Genomic DNA, 21460 nt, shown 5'->3' on the forward strand with positions numbered 1-21460 from the left:
TGTCGCAGACGCCGCAGGTGTGGCTGGACCACCAGGTGATCGAGCAGGACGGCGGCCTGCTGCTGGTGTGGGACGCGGTCGAGGAACTCTTCCCGCCCGGCGTCCTGGACGCCATGTTCACCACCTACACCCGCCTGCTCGACCACCTCGGCGACCACGACTGGAACACCCCCCTGCCCCCACTGCTCCCACCCGAGCAGCGCCTCGTCCGCGCCACCGCCAACGACACCACCGGCCCCCTGCCCGACACCCTCCTGCACGACGGCTTCTTCACCCACGCCGCCCGCACCCCCCACCGCACCGCCCTGCTCACCCCCGACGGCCACACCACCTACCACGACCTCGCCGACCAGGCCCTGCGCATCGCCACAACCCTGCTGGACCGCGGCACCACCCCGGGCGAACCGATCGCCGTCACCCTCCCCAAGGGACCCGACCAGATCGCCGCCGTCCTCGGCATCCTGGCCGCCGGAGCCGCCTACGTCCCCGTCGGCGTCGACCAGCCACCCGAACGCCGCAAACGGATCTACCAACGCGCCGGAGTACGCACCGTGCTGACGGGAGAGACCGCGGACGAACAGCCCGGAGAACCGGCGACGGTGCCCCTGGCCGACTGCGCCGCCTCCGCCCCGCTGGACGCACCCCTGCCCCAGGACCCCGACACCCTGGCCTATGTGATCTTCACATCGGGATCCACCGGCGAACCCAAGGGCGTGGCCGTCTCCCACCGCGCCGCCATGAACACCATCACCGACCTCAACGACCGCTGCCACGTCACCGCCGACGACCGCGTCCTGGCCCTGTCCGCCCTGGACTTCGACCTCTCCGTCTACGACACCTTCGGCCTGCTCACCGCCGGCGGCACCCTCATCCTCCCCCACCACGACCACCGCACCGACCCCGACCACTGGCACCACCTCGCCCACACCCACCACCCCACCATCTGGAACACCGTCCCAGCCCTGCTGGACATGCTCCTGACCACCACCACCGACGACCACCCCCTACCCCCCACCCTCCGCCTCGCCCTCGTCTCCGGCGACTGGGTCCCCCTCGACCTCCACCCCCGCCTCACCCACCACCTCCCCCACTGCACCCTCATCGCCCTCGGCGGCGCCACCGAAGCCGGCATCTGGTCCAACCACCACCACATCACCACCATCCCCCCGCACTGGACCTCCATCCCCTACGGCCGCCCCCTGCGCAACCAGCACTACCGCGTCGTCAACCACCACGGACACGACGCCCCCGACTGGGTCCCCGGCGAACTGTGGATCGGCGGCCACAGCCTCGCCCTCGGCTACCACAACGACCCCCACACCACCGACCGCAAATTCCCCCACACCCACCACACCCGCTGGTACCGCACCGGAGACCTCGGACGCTACTGGCCCGACGGCACCCTCGAATTCCTCGGCCGCACCGACCACCAAATCAAGATCAACGGCCACCGCATCGAACTCGGCGAAATCGAAACCGCCCTCACCCAACACCCCCACATCACCACCGCCACCGCCCTCAAAACCCCCCACACCCACCAACTCGCAGCCGCCGTCACCCCGGACCCGGAGGCGGCCGGGGACGACTCAGTGCTCGAGGACCTGGAGGACTTCCTCGCCCAGAGGCTGCCCTCCTACGCCATCCCGCAGGTCTGCCTCGTCCTGGACGCCATGCCGCTGACCCCCAACGGCAAGATCGACCGGCGGACGGTGGCCGACCTGTTCTCCGAGGAGCGGTCCGGCGGCGGTTCGCAGCCGCCGCGGGGTCCCGCCGAGGAGGCCGTGGCGGCCGTGTGGGAGGAACTGCTGAACGTCTCCGGCATCCACCGGGACGACAACTTCTTCTCCCTCGGCGGCGACAGCCTCATCGCCACCCGCATGGCCCAGGCGCTGCGTGAGCGCCACGGCGTCGAGGTCACTCTCCGGCAACTCTTCTCGGCTCCGACCGTCGCCGAGACCGCCGCACTGATCGACAGCTTCGAGGAGGGCTCCCTGTGACCCTGTCAGCAGACACTGCCCGTACACCGGAGACCCTGGTGGCGGATCTGCGCGAACGCGGAGTCCAGTTGTGGGAGGACGGGGGACGGCTGAGGTTCAGGGCCCCCCGCGGCGTTCTCACCGACGAGTGGCGCGAGGCGCTGGCCGCCCGCAAGGAGGCCGTCCTGGCGTGCCTGCGGGCGGAGTCGCCGCCGGTCGTCCGCGATCTTGAGCACCGGTACGACCCGTTCCCCCTCACCGACGTGCAGTCCGCGTACCTGCTGGGCCGGCGCGAGGCCTTCGCCTACGGAGGGGTGGGCTGCCAGGTCTACGCGGAGATGGAGTACGCCGAACTCGACCCCGCACGGCTGGAGTCGGCCTGGAACCGGCTCGTCGAGCGGCACGACATGCTGCGCGCGGTGATCTCCCTGGACGGCCACCAACGGGTCCTCCCGGAGGTGCCCGACTACCGGATCGAGGTGACGGACGTACGCGGCGCCTCCCCCGCGGAAGCCCACAGGGCCAGGGCCGAGGTGCGTGCCGCGATGGACCACAGCGTCCACGACCCCGAGCGGTGGCCGCTGTTCGCGCTGCGCGTGACCCTGACCGACGCCTGCGCGGTGCTGCACGTGTCGGTCGACTTCCTGATCGCGGACTACCTCAGCGTGCGGACGCTGATGCGCGAGCTGCGGATGCTCTACGACGGCCTGACGCCGCCCCCGCTCGACATCACCTTCCGCGACTACCTGAGCGCGGCCGCGCGCCGCCGGGAGAGCCCCGCCTACGAGCGTGACCGCCAGTACTGGACACGCCGGCTGGACGAGCTGCCCACCGCCCCGGAACTCCCCGTGCGCGAGGGGGCCGAGTACCTGCCCGGGCGCTTTCACCGGCTGTCCTCGGCCCTCTCCCCGGAGCAGTGGCAGGCGGTCCGCCGGGCCTCCGCCCGGTGGAACCTCACACCGTCCGCGACGGTACTGGCCGCGCTCGCCGAGGTGATCGGCCGGTGGAGCGCGAAGCCGCGGTTCTGCCTCAACCTCACCCTGCTCAACCGGGAGCCGCTGCACCCGCAGGTGGACCGGCTCGTCGGCGACTTCACCACCGTCAGCCCGCTGGCGGTGGACACCGCCCCCCTCTCGCCGTTCGGGGAGCGCGCCCGCGCGCTGCAGCAGCGGATGTGGGAGGACATGGACCACCGGCTCCACAGCGGGGTGGAGGTGATGCGGGAGCTGGCGCGGCGGCGCGGATCCGCCGCGGCGCTGCTGCCCGTGGTCTTCACCAGTACCCTCGGGGCCGCCGGGGACGCCGGCGGCTCCGGGGAGGCCGCCGCGCAGGACGACCCGGCCGAGCGCCCCGTCCACGGGATCAGCCAGACGCCGCAGGTGTGGATCGACGCGCAGGCGGTGGAGTCGGACGGCTGCCTGGACCTGCGCTGGGACGTGCGCGAGGGGGTCCTGCTCCCGGGCGTGGCGGAGGAGATGTTCGACGCGCTGGTGGCACTGCTGCGCCGGCTGGGCGACGACGCGGCCGTCTGGGAGGAGCCCTCCCCGGTCCCGCTGCCGCAGGATCAGCAGCGGCGCCGGGACGCGGCGAACGACACCGCGGCCCCCCTGCCGGACGCGCTGCTCCACGACGACCTGGTGGCCGCCGCGCGGGCGTACCCCGACCGGCCGGCGGTCGTCTCCCGCGGGCGGACCCTGAGTTACGGCGAACTGCTCGACCGGGCGGAGGCGGTGGCCGCACGGCTGCGGGAGGCCGGGTGCACGCCCGGGGAGGTGGTCGGCCTGGTCATGGACAAGGGCTGGGAACAGGTGGCCGGGGCCCTGGGAACCCTGCTGGCCGGCTGCGCCTACCTGCCGCTCGACGCCTCCCAGCCGCGGCTGCGCCGCGACCGGATCCTCGACGACGCCGCGGTCCGCCACGTGCTGGTCCAGTCGTGGTCCCTGCCGGTGGACGACTGCGGTCGGCACGCCGTCGCGGTGGACACACTCGACGTCCGCGGACGGGACGGCGAAGGCGCCGGGGCCCCGCCCGCCGGCCCGGACGACCTGGCGTACGTCGTCTACACCTCCGGATCGACCGGTGCGCCCAAGGGGGTGATGGTCTCGCACCGGGCGGCCCTCAACACGCTGCGGGACGTCAACCGGCGGTTCGACGTCACCGCGGAGGACCGTGTGCTCGGCCTGGCGGGCATGGGCTTCGACCTGTCGGTGTACGACGTGTTCGGCGTGCTGGGCGCCGGCGGCACCCTCGTGCTGCCCGACCCGGAGCGGCGCGCCGACCCCTCGCACTGGGCGCAGCTGCTCGCCGAGCACCGGGTGACCGTGTGGAACTCCGTCCCCGCCCAGCTCCAGTTGCTGGAGGACTACCTCGCCGTCGAGCCCGTCGCCGGTCTGGACGCACTGCGGCTGGCCCTGCTCAGCGGCGACTGGATCCCCGTGACCCTGCCCGACCGGGTCCGCCGCCGCCTGCCCGGCCTGCGGCCGGTGAGTCTCGGCGGCGCGACCGAGGCGGCCGTGTGGTCCATCGCCCACCCCGTCGGCGAGGTGGATCCGGCCTGGCGCAGCATCCCGTACGGCAAGCCGCTGGCCAACCAGACCTTCCACGTCCTGGACCCGTGGCTGCGGCCCTGCCCGGAGCACGTGCCCGGCGAGCTGTACATCGGCGGGGCCGGCCTCGCCCTGGGATACCTGGGCGACGCGGAGAGGACCGCCGAGCGGTTCGTGCACCACCCCCGCACCGGTGAGCGGCTGTACCGCACCGGGGACAGGGGGGTGTACGGCGATGACGGCGTCATCGAGTTCCTCGGCCGGCAGGACCGCCAGGTCAAGATCCGGGGTCACCGGATCGAGCTGGCCGAGACCGAGGCGGCCCTCTCCTCCCACCCGGCCGTGGTGTCGGCCCACGCGCTGGTCGACGGCGACGGGCCGCTGGAGCGCCGCCTGCTGGCGTACGCCCGGCTGGCCACCGGGGCGCGGCCGGTACCGGACCGCGGCACCGAGCGGTTCCTGGCGGCGGCCTCGGCCCGCGGGGACGCCGCGGTCCGGGACGTCGACCCCGCCGAGCTGGCGGAGTTCATGCGGCGGCTGGACCGGGCCGGCCTGCTGGCCATGCTGCACGCCTTCAACCGGCAGGGCCTGTTCCGGTCGCCCGGCGACCGCCACACCGTGCCCGAGGTGCTGGAGGCGACGGCGGCGGCGCCCTGCCACCACCGGCTGGTGCGCCGCTGGCTGAAGTCCCTCACCGAGGAGGGCCTGCTCACCCGCCACGGCGACGCCTACGCGGCGGCCGGGCCCGTCGGCGGGGAGGACCTGGACGCGGCGTGGCGCGAGGTGGACGCGCTCCAGCGCGAGGAGTGGTACAAGGCCGACCTCATCGGCTACTTCCGCACCTGCGCCGAGCGACTGCCCGAACTGCTGCGCGACGAGATCGATCCGCTGCCGCTGCTCTTCCCCGAGGGAGGGCTGGACCTCTCCTACGCCGCCTACCGCGACAACGTCCTCAGCCGCTACGTCAACCACGCCGTCGTCGGGCTGGTCCGCGAGCTGGCCGCGTCGCACGAGGGGCCACTGCGGCTGCTGGAGGTGGGCGCGGGCGTCGGCGGGACCAGCACCGTGCTCGTCCCGGAGATCGCCGACACCGATGTGCGCTACCTCTTCACCGACGTGTCGCAGTTCTTCCTGGGCGAGGCCCGGCGACGTTTCGGCGACCGTGTCGACTACGGCCTGTTCGACATCAACGGCGACGCGCGGGAGCAGGGCCGGCTCCCGAACTCGCAGGACGTGGTGCTGTGCGCCAACGTCCTGCACAACGCCCGGCATGTGGGCACCGTCCTGGCGCGGCTGCGCGAACTGCTGGCTCCCGGGGGGTGGCTGGTCTTCATCGAGACCACGCGGGAGAACGTGCAGATCATGACCTCGATGGAGTTCATGATGCCCGACAGGGATCCGGCCAAGTGGGACTACGAGGACCTGCGCCGGGGGCGGGACCAGACCTTCCTCGACTCCGGGCAGTGGCGGCGCCTGCTCCGGGAGGCCGGCGCGGACACCGTCCTGGAACTGCCGCACGCCGACGGCGTGACGGCACCGCTGGGGCAGCGCGTCTTCGCGGCCCGTTTCAAGGCGGACCGGATCCCCGTGCGCCCCGAGGACGTGCTGGAGCACGCCGCCCGGCGCGTCCCGGAGTACATGCTGCCCGCACGGCTCGAACTCCTCGACGACCTGCCGCTGACCGCCAACGGCAAGACCGACACCGCGGTGCTGCGCGGCTGGGCACAACGGCACCGCGCCCCCGACGGCACCGAACTGCCCGGCGGAGCGGAGCACCTGGACGACCTGGAGCGGCGCGTCGCCGCCGTGTGGGCCGACCTGCTGCGGCTGCCCCGGGTGGGGCGCGACGACGACTTCTACCGGCTGGGCGGGGACTCGCTGCTGGTGGCGCGGCTGGCGGGGCGTGTCCGCGAGGAGATCCCCGAGGCGGCCGGGCTGCTGTACGACACGGTGCTGCGCGCCGTGCTGAGCCGTCCGACGGTGGCCGCCCTGGCGGAGTTCCTGCGCGACTCCCGCGAGCACACCGAAGGCGCCGGCGGGGACGGCCCGGCCGACTCGCCGCTGGTCCCGCTCGGCGGCGCCGGTCCCTCCGGGTCCGGCGCGGAGGGACCGGAGGGAGCCGGGGACGCGGCGATGCGCGTGCTGGTCCACGACGGGATGGGCACGCTGGCCGCCTACCGGCCGCTGATACCGCTGCTGGACGGACCGGGCCCGCTGGTGGGGCTCGCCGTCCCCGCGCACGAGCCGTACGCGCGGGAGGATCCCGAGGACCTCATCGTGCGGCGTGCGGCCCACTACACGCGCTGCCTGCTGGAGACCGGGCACACCCGCTTCCAGGTCGTCGGCTACTGCATGGGCGGGCTGCTGGCCACGGAGGTCGCCCGGCAGCTGGCCGAGTCGGGGGCGCTGGTGGAGAACCTGACCATCGTGAGCAGTTACGCACTGCCCCACACCATTGAGGACGAACTGGTGCTGGAGTACGTCTTCGCGCGGCTGCTGAACGCCGACACCGAGGAGCTCGGCTATCCCGACGACGCCGCGACCGCGCACGTCTTCCGGGCGGTGCTGGAGCGCACGCCCGGCCGGGTGCCCTCCGGATCCCCGGACTCCCTGACCGGGGGCCTCGTGGTGGAGGAGGCGGCACGCAGGTTCGCCGCGCTGCGGAAGGTGCCGCAGCGGGAGCGGCTCGCCGCGATCGGCCGCGCGGCACGCGGCGACGGCGAGAGCGGGGGCGGCGAGAGCGGGGGCGACGGATTCCCGATGGACCTGGAGGCGGTCTACTCCCTGTACCGCACGAGCATGACGGCGGTCACCCGGCACCGGGCCATGCCGTACGCGGGCGATGTCGTCCTGCTGCGCGAGGACGAGGCGACCGGCTTCCTGCCCTGGCTGCGTGCGGACATGACGGAGTTCTGGGGGGAACTGTGCCTGGGTGAGCTCGAGATCGTCGACGTGCCCGGCGACCACTTCTCCTGTATGCGCCCGCCGCACGTCGGCCGTGTCGCGCGCGAGCTGGACCGGCTGCACCGGGGAGGCGGCCGGTGACCGCCGTGCTCGGTCTGCTCGGCTCCGGTGGTGCCGTCGGAGGACATCTCGCCCCTCTGCTGGTGGACAGTGGCGCCCGGGTGCTGCTGGGCGGCCGCGACCGGGCGCGGCTGGAGCGGTCGCCCGGTCATGAGCGGGTGGTGGTCGACGTGGACGACCCGCACGGTCTGGAACGGTTCGCCAGGAGGTGCGACGTGGTCGTGGACTGCACGGGGCCCGCCCGGCGCACGGCGCCCCGGGTGCTGCGCGCCGCGCTGGCCGGGGGCGCGCACTACGTGGGCGCGTCGGGCGAGGAACTGCTCGACGCGCCGGAGTCCGAGGAGTTCGGGGAACCGGACGGAGGGCTGTGCGCGGTGCTGGGCGCGGGGATGGTGCCCGGTCTCTCGGCACTGCTGCCCCGCGCGCTGGCCACCGGCCTCGACCGGCCGAAGCGGCTGGTCGCGTACGTCGGCGGCCGGGACCGCTTCACCTGGGCATCGGCACAGGACTACGTGGCCGGCGCCCGGGACGGCGGCGGGCGCTCCCTCGGCGCGTGGTCCGGCGGGCGCCGGGTGCCCGGCGCCCTGGCCCCGCTCACCGACGCGGAGCTGCCCTTCTTCCCCGGGCCCGTCACGGCGTACCCGTTCCTCAGCGCCGAGACGGAGCGGCTGGCCCGGGACCTGGGGCTGGCCGAGGCCCACTGGTACAACGTCTTCGACGGCGGGCACGCGCTGCGCGCGCTGTCCTCCCCCTCGGACGGAGACCTGCGGGAGGCGGCCGGGCGGCTGGTCCGCGCCGCGGAACTGGACCTGTTCGGCCGCACGCCGTACCAGCTCATGGTCTTCCGGCTGGAGGGGGAGCGCGACGGCCGCCCCCACCGCCGGACCCTGGTGCTGCGGGCCGACGACAGCTACGCGCTCACCGCCGCGTTCACCGCGTTCGTCGTCCGGTGTGTGCTGGCCGGGGAGGTGACGCCCGGTCCGCTTCCGGCGGACGAGGCCGTCGACGCCCGTACGGCTTTGGACCGGCTGGCCGCCATGCCGGGGATCGGCCGCCCGCGGATCATCGAGGACACCCCGTCGGCGGAGGAAGAGGAAGAGGACGCCCCGCCGGTGGAGGAGGGAGTGCTGTGACGGCGAACGTGGTGGTCTGCGGGACCGGGTTCGGCCGGGTCTACCTGCGTGCGCTGGAGGCCGGCGGCCCGGACGCGCCGCGGGGAGCCGGGGACCTGCGGCTGACCGGTGTCCTCGCCCGCGGCAGCGAGCGGTCGCGGGCCTGCGCCGAACGCGCGGGCGTGCCCCTGTACACCGATCCCGGGCAGTTGCCGGCCGACACCGACATCGCCGTGGTCGCGGTGTACGCCGGAGTGAACGGCGGGCCCGGGAGCGAGCTGGCCCGGCAGTTGATGGAGCGGGGCGTCCACGTCCTGCAGGAGGGGCCGCTGCACCACGACGAGTTGGCGCAGTCGCTGCGTGTGGCGCGCCGGGCGGGGGTGGTCTTCCGGGTCAGTACCCACTACGTGCGGGTCGAGCCGGTGCGGAGGTTCATCGCCGCGGCCCGCAGGCTCGCCGCCCGCCGGCCGGTGCTCTACGCCGACGCGGCCTGCGGACTCCAGGTCTTCTACCACCTGTTCGACATCCTGCGGCTGGCCCTGGGCGGACTGCGGCCGTGGTCCTTCGACGACGCGCGGCCCACCCCGGTGTTCCACACCCTGACCGGGACGGTGCGCGACGTACCGCTGACCCTGCGCGTGCAGAACCAGCTGAACCCGTCGGATCCGGACAACCACGCCCATCTGCTGCACCGGATCACGCTCGGTACGGACGGCGGCAGTCTGACGTTGTCCGACACCCACGGGCCGCTGCTGTGGAGCCCGCGCCCCCACTTCCCGTCCGGGGAGCGGTCGCTGACGCGGCTGGAGGAGGCGGCGGCCGACCATCTCGACCATGCCGCGACCACCCCGCTGGGCGATGCCGCGGCCCCCAGCTACCGGGAGGTCGTGGGGAGACTGTGGCCGGACGCCGCGCTGCGCGCGCTGACGGAACTGCACGAGGCCGTGCGCGAGGGGCGCCATCCGCTGGCCGAGGGGCACGCCCAACTCGCCGTCTCGCACGCCTGGCGGGACGCCGCCGTGCGGCTGGGCCCGCCGGAACTGACCGACGGGGCGGCCGTGAGGCCGATCGGCGCCGGGGAACTGGCCGGGGAACCGGAGGTGCCGCGATGCGCCTGAACCGGACGACGCGGATCGTCACCGGCCCCGACCGGGGCGAGGAGGAGCGGCGGCGCTGGCTGCGCCCGCTGGACGGACAGGGTTCCGGCTCCCGGTCCGGTTCCGGTTCCGGTTCCGGACAGCGGATCAGGCTGGTCTGCTTCCCCCACGCGGGGGGCGCCGCGGGCTCCTTCCGGCCCTTCGCGCCGCTGCTCCCCGGCGGCGTCGAGCTGCTGGCGGTGCAGTACCCCGGACGCCACGACCGCACCGGGGAGCCGTGCGCGACCCGGATGGAGGAGTTGGCGGGTCCCCTCGCCGCGGCCCTGGCCCCCGTCTCCGGGGACGGTCTGGTGCTGCTGGGGCACAGCATGGGGGCCGCGGTCGCGGCGGAGGTCGCCGCACGGCTGGAGGAGCACACCGGAAGGCCGTTGCTGCGGCTGTTCGTTTCCGGTCGCCCCGCCCCGGGGACCCGTGACCCCGTGTCGGTGCACGAGGGAGGGGACGAAGCCCTGCTGGCGGATCTGAGGCGACTGGGCGGCACGGACGAGGCGCTGTTCTCGGACCCGGCGCTGCGGAGTCTCGTCCTGCCGTCGCTGCGGGCGGACTACCGGCTGATCGAGACCTACCGGCCGCCGGAGGGCCGCCGGCTGCGCACCCCGCTCACCGCGCTGACCGGGGACAGTGACCCCGAGGTGACTCCCGAGGAGGCACAGGCGTGGCGGTCCCGCTCGTCGGGCCCGTTCCGTCTGCACGTCTTCCCCGGAGGCCACTTCTACCTGCTGGAGCGCCCTGTGGCGGTGCTGGGAGCCGTACTGGCGGACCTGGGCCGCGGAGCCCCGGCGGGTCTGGAGTGGCCGTCCACCCCCTGAGAACGGCGCCGTGGCCGCCGCGAGTCGGTGGGGACGGCGAGGGGCCGGGGGGGAACAATGAAAAGAAGCGGGACAGAAGCGAAGAAGAAAGGAACAAGCCAAAAATGACCGAAATCGACCGAAACACCATGGAGAAGGAACTCTTCGCCCTGGAGGAAGCGGGCTGGGAGGCCATCTCCTCCGCGAACGGCGACTTCTACCGGCGACTCGTCACCCCGGAAACCCTCGTGGTCGAGCACGACGGAGTGGCCACGGGCGACGACCTGGTGGCCGAGATCGACGGCAACGAGTCACCGTTCGAGAACTTCAGGCTGGACGACCGCCGCCTCGTCCCGCTGTCGCCGGACTCCGCCGTCGTCACCTACCGGGCCACCGCCGACGTCACCGGAAGGGGCACCTTCAGGTTGTACATGTCCAGCGTCTGGGTACGCCGGGAGGAAGGCTGGAAGCTGATGTTCCATCAGCAGACCCCCGCCTCCCAGCAGGAGGGGTGAGAAAGGCCGGCGGACTCGCGAGGGAAATGACCGACGGGCGGGAGGAAGACGATTGCCTGGGGCCGGAATCGAGGTCGAGGGACTCCGCAAACGCTACGGGGAGAAGACCGCGCTGGAGGATGTGACGTTCTCGGTGGCCCCGGGCACCCTGCTCGGTCTGCTGGGGCACAACGGTGCGGGGAAGACCACCGCCATCGACTGCCTGACCACCCTGCTGCGTCCCGACGGCGGGCACGCGCGGGTGGCGGGGCACGACGTGGTGGCCGAGCCGGAGGAGGTGCGCCGTTCCATCGCGCTCACCGGCCAGTTCGCCGCGCTGGACGAGGTGCTGACCGGGCGGGAGAACCTGGTCCTCTTCGGGCGCCTGCTGCGGCTCGGCTCCCGGAACGCCGCCCGGCGGGCCGACGAGCTCCTGGAGCGGTTCCGCCTGTCGGACGCCGGCGGCCGGCCGGTCAGGGAGTACTCCGGCGGCATGCGCAGGCGGCTGGACCTGGCGGCCGGCCTCGTCGTCGACCGCCCCGTGCTCTTCCTCGACGAGCCCACCACCGGACTCGACCCCCGCAGCCGCGAGGAGGTGTGGAGCGTCGTGGAGGAACTCCGGCAGGGAGGCACCACGACACTGCTGACCACCCAGTACCTGGAGGAGGCCGACCGGCTGGCGGACCGGGTGGTGGTGCTCGGATCGGGGCGGGTCACGGCCGAGGGCACACCCGGCGAGCTCAAGGACCGGGTCGGCGGCCGGGTCTGCGAGGTGAAGGTGGCTCCGGAACGGCACGAGGAGGCCGCGGCGGCGCTGCGGAGGTCCCTGGAGGAGGTGTCGGGGCAGAACGGCACCCTGGTGGTACCGGCGCCTCGCACCTCGGTGGTGACGCAGGTGCTCGGCCTCCTGGAGCGCGAGGGCGTGGACCCGGAGAACGTCACCCTCCGCAAGCCGAGTCTGAACGAGGTGTTCTTCGCCCTCACCGACCCCGGGGCCGTCCCCGGCCCTGCGGAGGAAAGCCGTACATGACGACGACGAAGGAACGCCCCCGTGCCGGGGCGTCGACCGAACACGGCGCCGGCAACCTCGCCGCACAGGGCCTGGTGCTGGCCGCACGGAACCTGCGGCGCGGCGCGAACGCGCAGTCGGTGGTGGTCTACGCGGTCTTCCCGCTGGTCTTCGTCTTCGGCTTCCTGATGCTCTTCGGCAGGGTCTTCGAGGAGCGGGGGCTGGACTACGCCCAGTTCCTCACCCCCGCGATCGTCGTCCAGTGGATGTTCACCGTCGCCAACACCTCGGGGGTGGCCACGGCCTCCGACCGGGAATCGGGGATGCTGTCCCGGTGCCGGTGGATGCCCGTCAACCGGGGCGCGTTCGTCGCGGGGCGGCTGGTCTCGGACGTCGTCTGGGTGCTGGTGGCCGTCGTGGTCATCGGCGCGGCGGGCCATCTGGCGGGCTTCCGCTTCCAGGGCCCGGTCCTCGCGGTCGCCGGCTTCGTAGCACTGGCCGTCGCGTTCGCCCTGACCCTGACGGCGGCCACCACGGCCGTCGGCCTGGTCTCGGCGGGTCCCGAGGCGGCCTCGGCGACGCTGAACCTGCCGTATCTGGTCCTGATCCTGCTGTCGACGGCCTTCGTGCCCGCCTCGGCCTTCCCGGACTGGCTGGAGCCCGCCGTCAGGGCGTCACCGGTCTCCTCGGTCATCGACGCCCTTCGATCACTGGCGTCCGCCTCGCCGTCGGCCGGGGAGGTGTGGCCGGCCCTGGCCTGGATCGCCGGTCTGCTGGCCGTCGGCGTGTGGGCGGCCACCAAGGCGTTCGGGAGGGCGCGATGACGGTCGTGTTCGAAGCGTCGGTGCTCGCCGGGCGCAACATCAGGCGGTTCCTGCGCAGCCCGCAACTGCTGGGCGATGCGCTGGCGTTCCCCCTGATCCTGCTGGTGGCGCTGTACGTGATGTTCCAGGAGGTGGTCGGCGGCGCCGGGGACGAGCCCTACATCGCCCGGCTGACCCCGGGGATCGCCCTGTTCAGCGTGGCGTACAGCTGCACCGGGACGGCGGTCGGGTTCTACGGCGACCTGCGCGGCGGCTTCCAGGACCGGCTGCGCACTCTGCCCATCGGGCGCTCCGCGGGGCTGCTGGGCCGTGTCACCGGCGATCTGGTCAAGTTCGTCCTGGTGACGGCGGTCACGGTACTGGTGGGCTTTCTGCTCGGTTTCCGTTTCGAACGCGGCGCGGTGGCCGCGGTGGGCTTCCTGCTCGTGGTGCTGGCGTTCGCCTCGATCTTCCTGTGGCTCGCGGTGGTGACCGCTCTGTCGGCCGGCAGCCGGGAGACGGCCTCGGGGCTGCTGAACGCCCCGGTCACACTGCTGCTGCTGCTGTCGACGACGCTGGTGCCGGCCGAGGCGTTCCCCGGGTTCGTGCAGCCGGTGGTGCGCGCGAACCCGCTGTCGTGCGCCCACGGCGCGCTGATGGGACTGTCCTCGGGCGGACCGGTGCTGGTGCCCGTGCTGCAGACGCTGGCCTGGGTCGTCGCGGCCACCGCCGTGCTGGTGCCGCTGGCGGTACGGCTCGGCAGGAGATGACGGCGCGGGCCGCCCCCGCCGCTCCCCCGGGCGCCGGCCCGCCGGGCCGGGAGGGAGCGGCGGAGGCGCCGGACGTCAGACGGGGAGGAGTTCGAGCAGTTCGTACCGCAGCTCCCCGTCCGGGTAGACGCCGACGGCACGGCGGCGCGGCACCGGCGACCATCCGTGCTCCCGGGCCACCCGTTCCAGCAGCTCGTCGTCGCCGAGGTCGGTGAAGCCCAGCAGCACTCTTCCGCCGGGATTGAGGTGATCGCGGACCCCGTCGAAGAACTTCCGGTGCGTGGCGTAACCGGGATCGCAGAACGCTAGGTCGAGCATGGCGTCCCGGTCCGTCTCCGGCCCCTGCGGGGCCGCCGGATCCCCGAAGGAGGCCTCCACGAAATTCGAATTCCAGAAGACCACGTCATAGCGGTCGTTCTCGGTGAGCGGCTCGAACATGTCGCCGCACAACACGGTGACCCGGTCGGAAACCCCGTGCCGTTCGGCGTTCTTCCGGGTGTTCTCGGCGGATACCGGACCGATGTCGATCGCGGTCACACGGTCACATCCCCGATGTGCGGCGGTCACCGCTATATATCCGGTACCGCTGCCGATCTCGCAGAGGGAGCCGCCGACGGGATAGGGAACCCATTCCGCGTAGAGCAGGGCGGACGGTGTCAGATTCGGGGCGTACACACCGGGAAGGAGGTCCCATTCCTGGCCACCGAGACGGAATGTCCGGGGCTCGGTGATCTCCCGGTGGCGTTCCCTGAGACGGAGCACTCGTTCACGATCACGCGTTTCCACAGTCTTCCTCCTCCTTCTTTTCCGAAGGAAGCATACGCAAGAAGGGATGTCACGTTGAGAGTGGAAAGGATCCGGGAGAAGAATCCCGTTCAGGAGGGCACGGAGCAGCGGCGCGACCGGCTGATGAGGGAGGGAATGGGCGACGCGGACGCGGTGGGCGATCCGCTGGTCCGGTTCCGCGACTGGCACCGGGAGTGGGCCCGGACACGTCCCTACGACGCGGCGGCCGCGGTTCTGGCGACGGCGGACGCCGAGGGCAGGCCGACGGCGCGTTTCGTCGATCTCGCCCGCACCGACCACGGATTCGTCTTCTTCACCGGCCACCGCAGCCGCAAGGCCCTGGACCTGGCGGTGAACCCGTGTGCGCAACTGTGCTTCGGCTGGCTCGAACTGGGCCGCCAGGTCCGTGCGGCGGGCCCGGTGGAGCGCCTGGACCCACTGGCCTGCGACGACCACTACACCCGGCTGCCGCGTACCGTGCAGCTCCTGGCCTGGGCCACCGACCAGCGGGCCGTGGTGTCCGGCTCCGATGCGGTGCGGGACGCCGTCGCGTCCGCCGCCGAGCGGTTCGCGGGTCAGGAGGTACCGCGGCCCGAGGGGTGGGGTGGTTTCCGCCTGGTCCCCGAGAACGTCGAGTTCTGGCAGGACCGCGCCGACCACGTACCCGACCGACTGCGCTATCAGCTCACCGACGGCGGCTGGTCGCGGCAGTGGATAGCGCCGTGACCCCCACGGCGCCGGCCGGGGTCAGGAGGGCACGGCAGCAGCCGCCGTGGCCCGATGGGGACGAACTCGCTCAGGTGGAGGACGAGTTGGCCGCCCGTCCCGGTCTGGTCACCGAGGGCGAGTGCACGGCGCTGCTGGCCGCTCTGGCGCGTGCCGCGCGTGGTGAGGCACTGGTGCTGCAGGCCGGCGACTGCGCCGAGCGGTTCGCGGACGCGGCGCCGGCCGCCGTCGACCGGCGCGCGGAGTACCTCTACTCGCTGGCCGACGCGATGAGCACGGCGTCGGGGCTGCCGGTGGTGCCGCTGGGCCGGATGGCGGGCCAGTACGCCAAACCCCGCTCCGCCGATTCCGAGACCCGCGCGGACGGCGTACGGCTGCCCGTCTACCGGGGCGACGCCGTGAACGGGCCCGAGGCCGAGCCGCCGGCCCGCTCCTGCGATCCGCGGCGGCTGCTCGCCGCGTACGACCATGCCGCCGCCGTCCTCGGCCGGGTGCGCGCCACCTGGCACGGCCGGCCGGCGGGCAGGCGGCTGTACGTCTCGCACGAAGGGCTGCTGTGCGCCTACGAGTCCCCCCTGGAGCGCCGGGGAGCGGGCGGGGTCCACGCCTCCTCGGCGCACTCGGTGTGGATCGGTGACCGTACCCGGGCCCTGGACGGCTGGCACGTGGAGTGGGCGGCGGGACTGGGCAATCCCGTCGGCGTCAAGCTCGGGCCCTCGGTCACCCCGGCCGAGGCGGTACGGCTCAGCCGTGCCCTCAACCCGGCGGGCGTGGAGGGGAAACTGCTGTTCATCGTCCGCCTGGGCGCCGGTCCCGCGCGCAGGCTGCTGCCCGGCCTGGTCGCCGAGGTGGCCCGCCGGGGCGCACCGGTGGTGTGGCTGTGCGATCCCCTGCACGGCAACACCTGGCGGCTGCGCTCGGGGCGGAAGACCCGGCCCATGGAGGCGGTACGGGACGAGGTCTCGGTGTTCACCCGGATCGTGCGCGCCCACCGGCAGTGGCCCGCCGGACTGCATCTGGAGACGACCCCCGAGGACGTCACCGAGTGCGTCTCCGCACAGGACCACACGCCCGTTCCGTCCTTGCGTGTCGCCTTCCCCCGCTACACCAGCGCTTGCGACCCTCGGCTCAATCCCGGGCAGACGGCCGATGTCCTGGCCCGGTTCGCCCAATCGCTGTGAAGCACCCGCCCGAGGAGACGATGTGAAGTTCCAGGGTTTCCCCGACCGCGCGTTCGAGTTCTACGCCGGTCTGGAGAAGGACAACTCGAAGGAGTACTGGCACAGCCTCAAGGACGTCTACGACACGTGTGTGCGCACGCCCGTGGAGGCCCTGGCCGAGGCACTCGAGGAACGGTACGGCCCCGTGAAGGTGTGGCGGCCCCAGCGCGACGTCCGCTTCTCGAACGACAAGTCGCCGTACAAGACCTACCAGGGGATCACCGCCGGCTCGGCGGACAGCATCGGGTACTACGCGCAGCTGTCCGCGGAGGGGCTGCGGCTGGGCGCCGGGTTCCACGGCGGCACCGAGCAGCTCGGCCGCTACCGGGAGGCGCTGGACGACGACCGGCACGGACCGGAGCTGGAGCGGATCGTGCGGAAGCTGGAGCGGAACGGCTGGAGCCTGGTGGGGGAACGGCTCAAGACGCGGCCCCGCGGCTTCCCCGCCGACCACCCCCGGCTGGAGCTGCTGCGGTACCGCTCGCTCGGCGCGGAGCGGCTGCATCCGCCGGCCGAACTGCACGACCCAAAGGCGCTGGACCTGGTGAGGAAGGGCTGGTCCGGGCTCAAACCGCTGACCGACTGGCTGGAGACCCGGGTGTCCGGGGAAGGGAGGCCGTGATGCTGGAGGGATGTGTGCCCTGGCCCGAGGAGTTCGCGCACCGGTACCGGGAGGCGGGCCACTGGCGCGGTGAGCTGCTGGGGGACCTGGTGCGCCCGTGGGCACGGCGCGATCCGGCGCGCACCGCGCTGGTCGGCGGCGGGGTGCGGTGGTCCTACGCCGAACTGGACCGGCGCGCGGACCGGCTGGCCGCCGGGCTGGCCGCCCGGGGGATGGCTCCGCGGGAGCGGGTGGTGGTGCAGCTTCCCAACGTGCCGGAACTCGTGGTGCTGTGCCTGGCTCTCTTCCGGCTCGGCGCGCTGCCGGTGTTCGCGCTGCCCGCGCACCGCGAGAGCGAACTGCGCCATCTGCTGGAGGCGTCCGCCGCCTCCTGGCTGGTGGTTCCGGACCGCTACCTCGGCGAGGACCACCGGGTCCTGGCGCGGCGGGTCGAAGAGGTCGGAGGAGTCGGGCGCGAACGGGTGCTGGTGGCCGGGGACGCCGAGGAGTTCACGGCCCTGGGCGACGCCGACGCGGACCCGGCCCCCCTGCCTCCCCCGGACCCCGGCGACGTGGCGCTGTTCCTGCTGTCGGGCGGGACCACCGGGCTGCCCAAACTCATTCCGCGCACACACCAGGACTACGTCTACAACCTGCGCGTCACCGCCCAGAACGCCCGGCTCGGCCCCGGCGACGTGTACCTGGCGGTGCTGCCCGTGGCGCACAACTACGCCCTGGGCTGCCCCGGTGCGCTGGGCACCCTGCACACGGGCGGCAAGGTGGTCCTCGCTCCCACCCCGAGCATCGACGACACCTTCCCTCTCGTCGAGCGCGAACGGGTCACCGTCACCGGCCTCGTGCCCCCGCTGGCCCTGCTGTGGAAGGACGCCGCCGCGGCCCTGTCCGCCGACCTGTCCAGCCTGCGCCTGGTCCAGGTCGGCGGTGCGAAGTTCGGCGCCGAGGCGGCACGGGCCTTCGGGCCGGCGCTGGGATGCTCGCTGCAGCAGTCCTTCGGCATGGCCGAGGGGCTGCTGTGCCAGTCCGCCCCGGACGATCCGCCGGAGGTCGTCGCCACGACACAGGGCAGGCCGCTCTCGCCCGCCGACGAGATACGTGTCGTGGACTCCCGGGGGGCGGACGTCGCGCCCGGCGAGCCGGGCGAGTTGCTGACCCGCGGCCCCTACACCATCCGCGGCTACTACCGGGCCGAGGAGCACAACGCGGTCGCCTTCACCCCGGACGGCTTCTTCCGGACCGGCGACCTCGTCCGGCTCCTGCCCGGGGGACACCTGGTGGTCGAGGGCCGGATCAAGGACCAGATCAACCGGGGCGGCGACAAGATAGCCGCCGAGGAGTTGGAGAACCATCTGCTCGCCCACCCGCGGATCCACGACTGCGCGGTGGTGGCGACGCCGGACGCGCTGCTCGGCGAGCGGGTGTGCGCCTTCGTCGTGCCGCGCGGGGAACACGCCCCCGACCGTGCGGAGGTGACGCGGTTCCTGCGGGAGCGGGGGGTGGCCGCCTTCAAGCTGCCGGACCGGGTGGAGCGGGCCGGCTCACTGCCCCGTACCGCCGTCGGCAAGGTGGACAAGAACACGCTGCGGTCGGCGGCGCGGCGGACGTCCGAAGCGGGAGGCGCCGCGTGATCGTGGTGGGTGCGGGGCCGGTCGGGCTGACGGCGGCGCTCGCGCTGCGTGCCCGCGGCCGGGAGGTGACGCTGCTGGAGGCCGATCCCGAGGACAGGCGGCGGCCGGGCAGCAGGGCGCTGTTCGTGCACGGCGGGACCCTGCGTCTGCTGGACCGCGTCGCGCCGGGCCTGGGGGCCCGCATCGCCGCGTACGGCGTGGTGTGGCCGGAGCGCAGGACCCTCTACCGCGGCCGGGAGGTCTACGCCCGGACCTACCCCCCGCGTCCGGCGGGCGGGAGGCTCCCGCCGTTCACCAGCCTGCGCCAGGTGGACACCGAGCGGTTCCTGCTGGAGGCCTGCGCGGCGGCCGGGGTGCGCATCGTGTGGGACGCGCCCGTCCGCGACGTCCGTTCCGCGTCCGGCGGTGTGACCGTCTCGGCGGAGGACGGGAGGTCCTGGCGGGCCCCGTACGTGATCGCCGCCGACGGGGCGCGGTCGGCGGTACGCAGATCCCTGGGCATCGCCATGGAGGGGCCGAGGCCGCCGGGGTTCCACGTCGTGGTGGACCTCGCGGACGGCGGCCGGGCCCCGTTGCCGTCGGCCAGGATCTTCCACTACGAGCATCCCGGGGCGGCGGGGCGCAGCGTGATGCTGGTGCCGTTCGCCGGCGGCCTCCAGGTGGACCTGCAGTGCCGTGAGCGCGACGACCCCGACTTCTTCGCCACGCCCGAGGGGGTGCGGGAGTGGCTGCCGCACGTGCTGCCCGCGCCGTGCTCCGAGCATCTGCTGTGGGTCGCGCGCTACCGGTTCCGTCTGGTGGTGGCCGACGCCTTCACCGACGTGCGGCGGCGGGTGCTCCTGGCCGGAGAGGCCGCCCACCTGTTCCCGCCCTTCGGCGCCCGCGGCATGAACAGCGGCATGGCCGACGCCGTGGCAGCGGCCGACGCCGTGGCCGACGCGGAGGCCGCACGGGATCGGGACCCGGTGCAACGGTTCGCCGAGGAGCGACGGGCCGCCGCGCTCCACAACCGGGCCGCCGCGGGCGAGGCGCTGCGGCACCTGCGTCCGGGAGGGGCACGGCGGCTGCGCCAGCGGGTGTCCGCCGCGCTGGCGCCCCGGGTGCCCTCCCTCGGGCGGTGGCTGGAGACGGCTCCCTACGGGCCGAGGTCCGGGCCGACGGCGAGGAGCAGGTACTGAACCCCCGTCCGGCCCGCTCCGGCGCGGTGGCCCGGGATCACGGCACGAGCCGGGCCGCCCACGCCAGGCCGCCGAGCAGATGGCCCCGGAAGGCGGGATCGGCGTAGGCCTCGGGGCTGTGGCCGAGGGCGGTGTAGAACGAGCGCCCCCCGGTGTTCTCGTGGCACCACGCCAGCGGGTGGTCCTCCCCCATCCCGCCGCCCTCGTAGGTGGACTCGTCGGCGCGGACCAGCACCCGCACCCGGCCGCGCGGACTGGCCCGGAAGTCGTACCACTCGTCGGTGAACGGCCAGGCGGCGCCCAGGTGCGCGGTGGCCGGGTGGTCGCGGTCCTCCACCACCGCCACGCCCGGCTGGAGTTCGGGATGCCGCTCGAAACGGGCGCCGAGCAGTTCGCCGTACCAGGGCCAGTCGTACTCGGTGGTGGCCGCGGCGTGCACACCGACGAAGGCGCCGCCGGCGGCCGCGTACTCCCGCAGCGCCTCGCGGCTTTCGGGGGTCAGCACCTCGCCGCTGGTGGAGAGGAAGACCACCGCGCGGCAGCCGTCCAGCGCGGCGGTGAGGACACCGGGGTCCTCGGTGGCCTCGACGGTGAGGCCCAGGCCGCCGCCGAGATCGCGGAAGGCCTCGACCCCGTGCGGGATGGAGTCGTGCCGGTAGCCGGTGGTCCGGGTGAAGACGAGGATCCGTTCAGCGTTCATGGCTCCATGATCCCCCGCCCCGGTACCGCGCCGGACTACGCTCGTCGGCATGCCAGCACGTATCAAGGACCTGGTCGTGGACGCCGCGGACCACCAGGCGCTCGCCGACTGGTGGTGTGCCGCGCTGGGGTACGAGCGCCGCAGGCCGCTGGGCCAGCCTCCCCCGCCGGCGGAGTGGGCGGTGGCCATCCACCATCCGCAGGACGCCGGGCCGGTGATCTGGTTCACCCCGGTGCCGGATCCCGCGGCCGGCCGGAACCGGGTGCGCTTCGACGTGTGGGGCGACACCGGCGAGTTCCTCGCACTGGGGGCCACCATGGTGCGGCGGCATGACGAGGACACCGGGTGGGACGTCCTGGCCGACCCGGAGGGCAACGAGTTCGGCGTGTTCGCCCCGCGTTCCCCGGGGCTCCATCTCTCGGGCGGGAGGACCACCCTGTGACGGGCGCCGCCGACTCCATACCCGGTTCGCCCGGCCCCGTACGAAGGCTCATCGACACGGTGGCGTGGGTGCATCTGCGCGACGGCGTGATCCTGGGCGCCCGTACGCGCGGCAAGGATCTCTTCTACATCCCGGGCGGCAAGCGCCATGCCGGGGAGAGCGACGAGCAGACCCTGCTGCGGGAGGTCGAGGAGGAGTTGACCGTGGCGATCGTGCCGGGCACGGTCGCCCATGTGGGCACGTACGAGGCCCCGGTGGACGCGGACAGCCCTCAGGTGGTGGTGCGGATGGCCTGCTACACCGGCGACTACCGCGGCACGCTCGCCGCCGCCGGCGAGATCGAGGAGATCCGCCTGCTGTCGTACGCCGACCGCGATCTGGTACCGCCGGTGGACCAGCTGGTCTTCGACGAACTGCACGCCGCGGGGAGGCTGTCGTGACCGCTCCCGCCGCGGAACCGCGCGAGACCGTGCCCGGCGACC

At 73.5% G+C, this 21460-nt stretch carries 18 protein-coding genes; 16 read left to right on the top strand and 2 right to left on the bottom strand.

Features of this window, described 5'->3' with window-relative positions:
• From CUT83_RS11915 to CUT83_RS11955, 9 genes are all read left to right on the top strand, one after another.
• Positions 1-1997: amino acid adenylation domain-containing protein (locus CUT83_RS11915; protein WP_143688536.1), on the top strand; the 1997-nt coding region annotated here is incomplete at its 5' end.
• The gene (locus CUT83_RS11920; RefSeq protein ID WP_240957834.1) at positions 1994-7567 is read left to right on the top strand and encodes a non-ribosomal peptide synthetase; all 5574 of its coding nucleotides are present in this window, start codon (positions 1994-1996) and stop codon (positions 7565-7567) included. The genes CUT83_RS11915 and CUT83_RS11920, both read left to right, overlap by 4 nt.
• The gene (locus CUT83_RS11925) at positions 7564-8679 is read left to right on the top strand and encodes a saccharopine dehydrogenase NADP-binding domain-containing protein (RefSeq protein ID WP_143688537.1); all 1116 of its coding nucleotides are present in this window, start codon (positions 7564-7566) and stop codon (positions 8677-8679) included. The genes CUT83_RS11920 and CUT83_RS11925 overlap by 4 nt, the downstream gene beginning before the upstream one ends.
• Positions 8676-9776 carry a Gfo/Idh/MocA family oxidoreductase gene (locus CUT83_RS11930; protein WP_093850095.1) on the top strand — a complete coding sequence of 367 codons (1101 nt, stop codon included), beginning with the start codon at positions 8676-8678 and terminating at the stop codon, positions 9774-9776. Before CUT83_RS11925 ends, CUT83_RS11930 begins: the two co-directional genes overlap by 4 nt.
• On the top strand, positions 9767-10624 hold the full coding sequence (locus tag CUT83_RS11935; protein WP_093850094.1) for a thioesterase II family protein: 858 nt from the start codon (positions 9767-9769) through the stop codon (positions 10622-10624). The genes CUT83_RS11930 and CUT83_RS11935 overlap by 10 nt, the downstream gene beginning before the upstream one ends.
• Positions 10625-10728: 104 nt before the next feature.
• Complete coding sequence (locus tag CUT83_RS11940; RefSeq protein WP_093850093.1) at positions 10729-11118, top strand: nuclear transport factor 2 family protein; 390 nt, start codon at positions 10729-10731, stop codon at positions 11116-11118.
• A gap of 52 nt (positions 11119-11170) precedes the next feature.
• Positions 11171-12127: an ATP-binding cassette domain-containing protein gene (locus tag CUT83_RS11945; RefSeq protein WP_093850092.1), complete on the top strand. Its 957-nt coding sequence runs from the start codon at positions 11171-11173 to the stop codon at positions 12125-12127.
• A complete protein-coding gene (locus tag CUT83_RS11950) occupies positions 12124-12930 on the top strand; it encodes an ABC transporter permease (protein WP_093850091.1) in 807 nt (268 codons plus the stop codon). The genes CUT83_RS11945 and CUT83_RS11950 overlap by 4 nt, the downstream gene beginning before the upstream one ends.
• Entirely contained in the window at positions 12927-13679 is a 753-nt protein-coding gene (locus CUT83_RS11955) for an ABC transporter permease (protein ID WP_093850090.1), read from the top strand. Before CUT83_RS11950 ends, CUT83_RS11955 begins: the two co-directional genes overlap by 4 nt.
• A 75-nt stretch (positions 13680-13754) precedes the next feature.
• Here the strand turns inward: CUT83_RS11955 and CUT83_RS11960 are convergent, their stop codons facing one another.
• Positions 13755-14465: a methyltransferase domain-containing protein gene (locus CUT83_RS11960; RefSeq protein ID WP_173915061.1), complete on the bottom strand. Its 711-nt coding sequence runs from the start codon at positions 14463-14465 to the stop codon at positions 13755-13757.
• Positions 14466-14525: 60 nt separating this feature from the next.
• On the opposite strand from CUT83_RS11960, the gene CUT83_RS11965 reads away from it, so the two are divergent.
• From CUT83_RS11965 to CUT83_RS30910, 5 genes are read left to right on the top strand one after another with little or no spacing between them, the layout of a single operon-like run.
• Positions 14526-15191 carry a pyridoxine/pyridoxamine 5'-phosphate oxidase gene (locus tag CUT83_RS11965; RefSeq protein ID WP_240957851.1) on the top strand — a complete coding sequence of 222 codons (666 nt, stop codon included), beginning with the start codon at positions 14526-14528 and terminating at the stop codon, positions 15189-15191.
• Complete coding sequence (locus tag CUT83_RS11970; RefSeq protein WP_101255832.1) at positions 15188-16372, top strand: 3-deoxy-7-phosphoheptulonate synthase; 1185 nt, start codon at positions 15188-15190, stop codon at positions 16370-16372. Before CUT83_RS11965 ends, CUT83_RS11970 begins: the two co-directional genes overlap by 4 nt.
• A gap of 22 nt (positions 16373-16394) precedes the next feature.
• Entirely contained in the window at positions 16395-17033 is a 639-nt protein-coding gene (locus tag CUT83_RS11975; protein ID WP_101255833.1) for a DUF2461 domain-containing protein, read from the top strand.
• Complete coding sequence (locus CUT83_RS30905) at positions 17033-18658, top strand: (2,3-dihydroxybenzoyl)adenylate synthase (protein ID WP_240957835.1); 1626 nt, start codon at positions 17033-17035, stop codon at positions 18656-18658. Before CUT83_RS11975 ends, CUT83_RS30905 begins: the two co-directional genes overlap by 1 nt.
• The gene (locus CUT83_RS30910; RefSeq protein WP_240957837.1) at positions 18655-19836 is read left to right on the top strand and encodes an FAD-dependent monooxygenase; all 1182 of its coding nucleotides are present in this window, start codon (positions 18655-18657) and stop codon (positions 19834-19836) included. The genes CUT83_RS30905 and CUT83_RS30910 overlap by 4 nt, the downstream gene beginning before the upstream one ends.
• 37 nt (positions 19837-19873) lie before the next feature.
• On the opposite strand, the gene CUT83_RS11985 is transcribed toward CUT83_RS30910, so the two are convergent.
• Positions 19874-20536 carry a ThuA domain-containing protein gene (locus tag CUT83_RS11985; protein ID WP_101255834.1) on the bottom strand — a complete coding sequence of 221 codons (663 nt, stop codon included), beginning with the start codon at positions 20534-20536 and terminating at the stop codon, positions 19874-19876.
• A 49-nt stretch (positions 20537-20585) separates the two neighbouring features.
• Between CUT83_RS11985 and CUT83_RS11990 the strand changes: the two genes are divergently transcribed.
• Together CUT83_RS11990 and CUT83_RS11995 are read left to right on the top strand one after the other, a co-directional pair.
• Complete coding sequence (locus CUT83_RS11990; RefSeq protein WP_093850085.1) at positions 20586-20978, top strand: VOC family protein; 393 nt, start codon at positions 20586-20588, stop codon at positions 20976-20978.
• Positions 20975-21418, top strand: a complete 444-nt coding sequence (locus CUT83_RS11995; RefSeq protein ID WP_240957840.1) for an NUDIX hydrolase — start codon at positions 20975-20977, stop codon at positions 21416-21418. Before CUT83_RS11990 ends, CUT83_RS11995 begins: the two co-directional genes overlap by 4 nt.
• The last annotated feature ends 42 nt before the right edge of the window (positions 21419-21460 follow it).

The sequence above is a fragment of the Streptomyces barkulensis genome, from assembly GCF_002843305.1.
GTDB classification, from domain to species: domain Bacteria; phylum Actinomycetota; class Actinomycetes; order Streptomycetales; family Streptomycetaceae; genus Streptomyces; species Streptomyces barkulensis.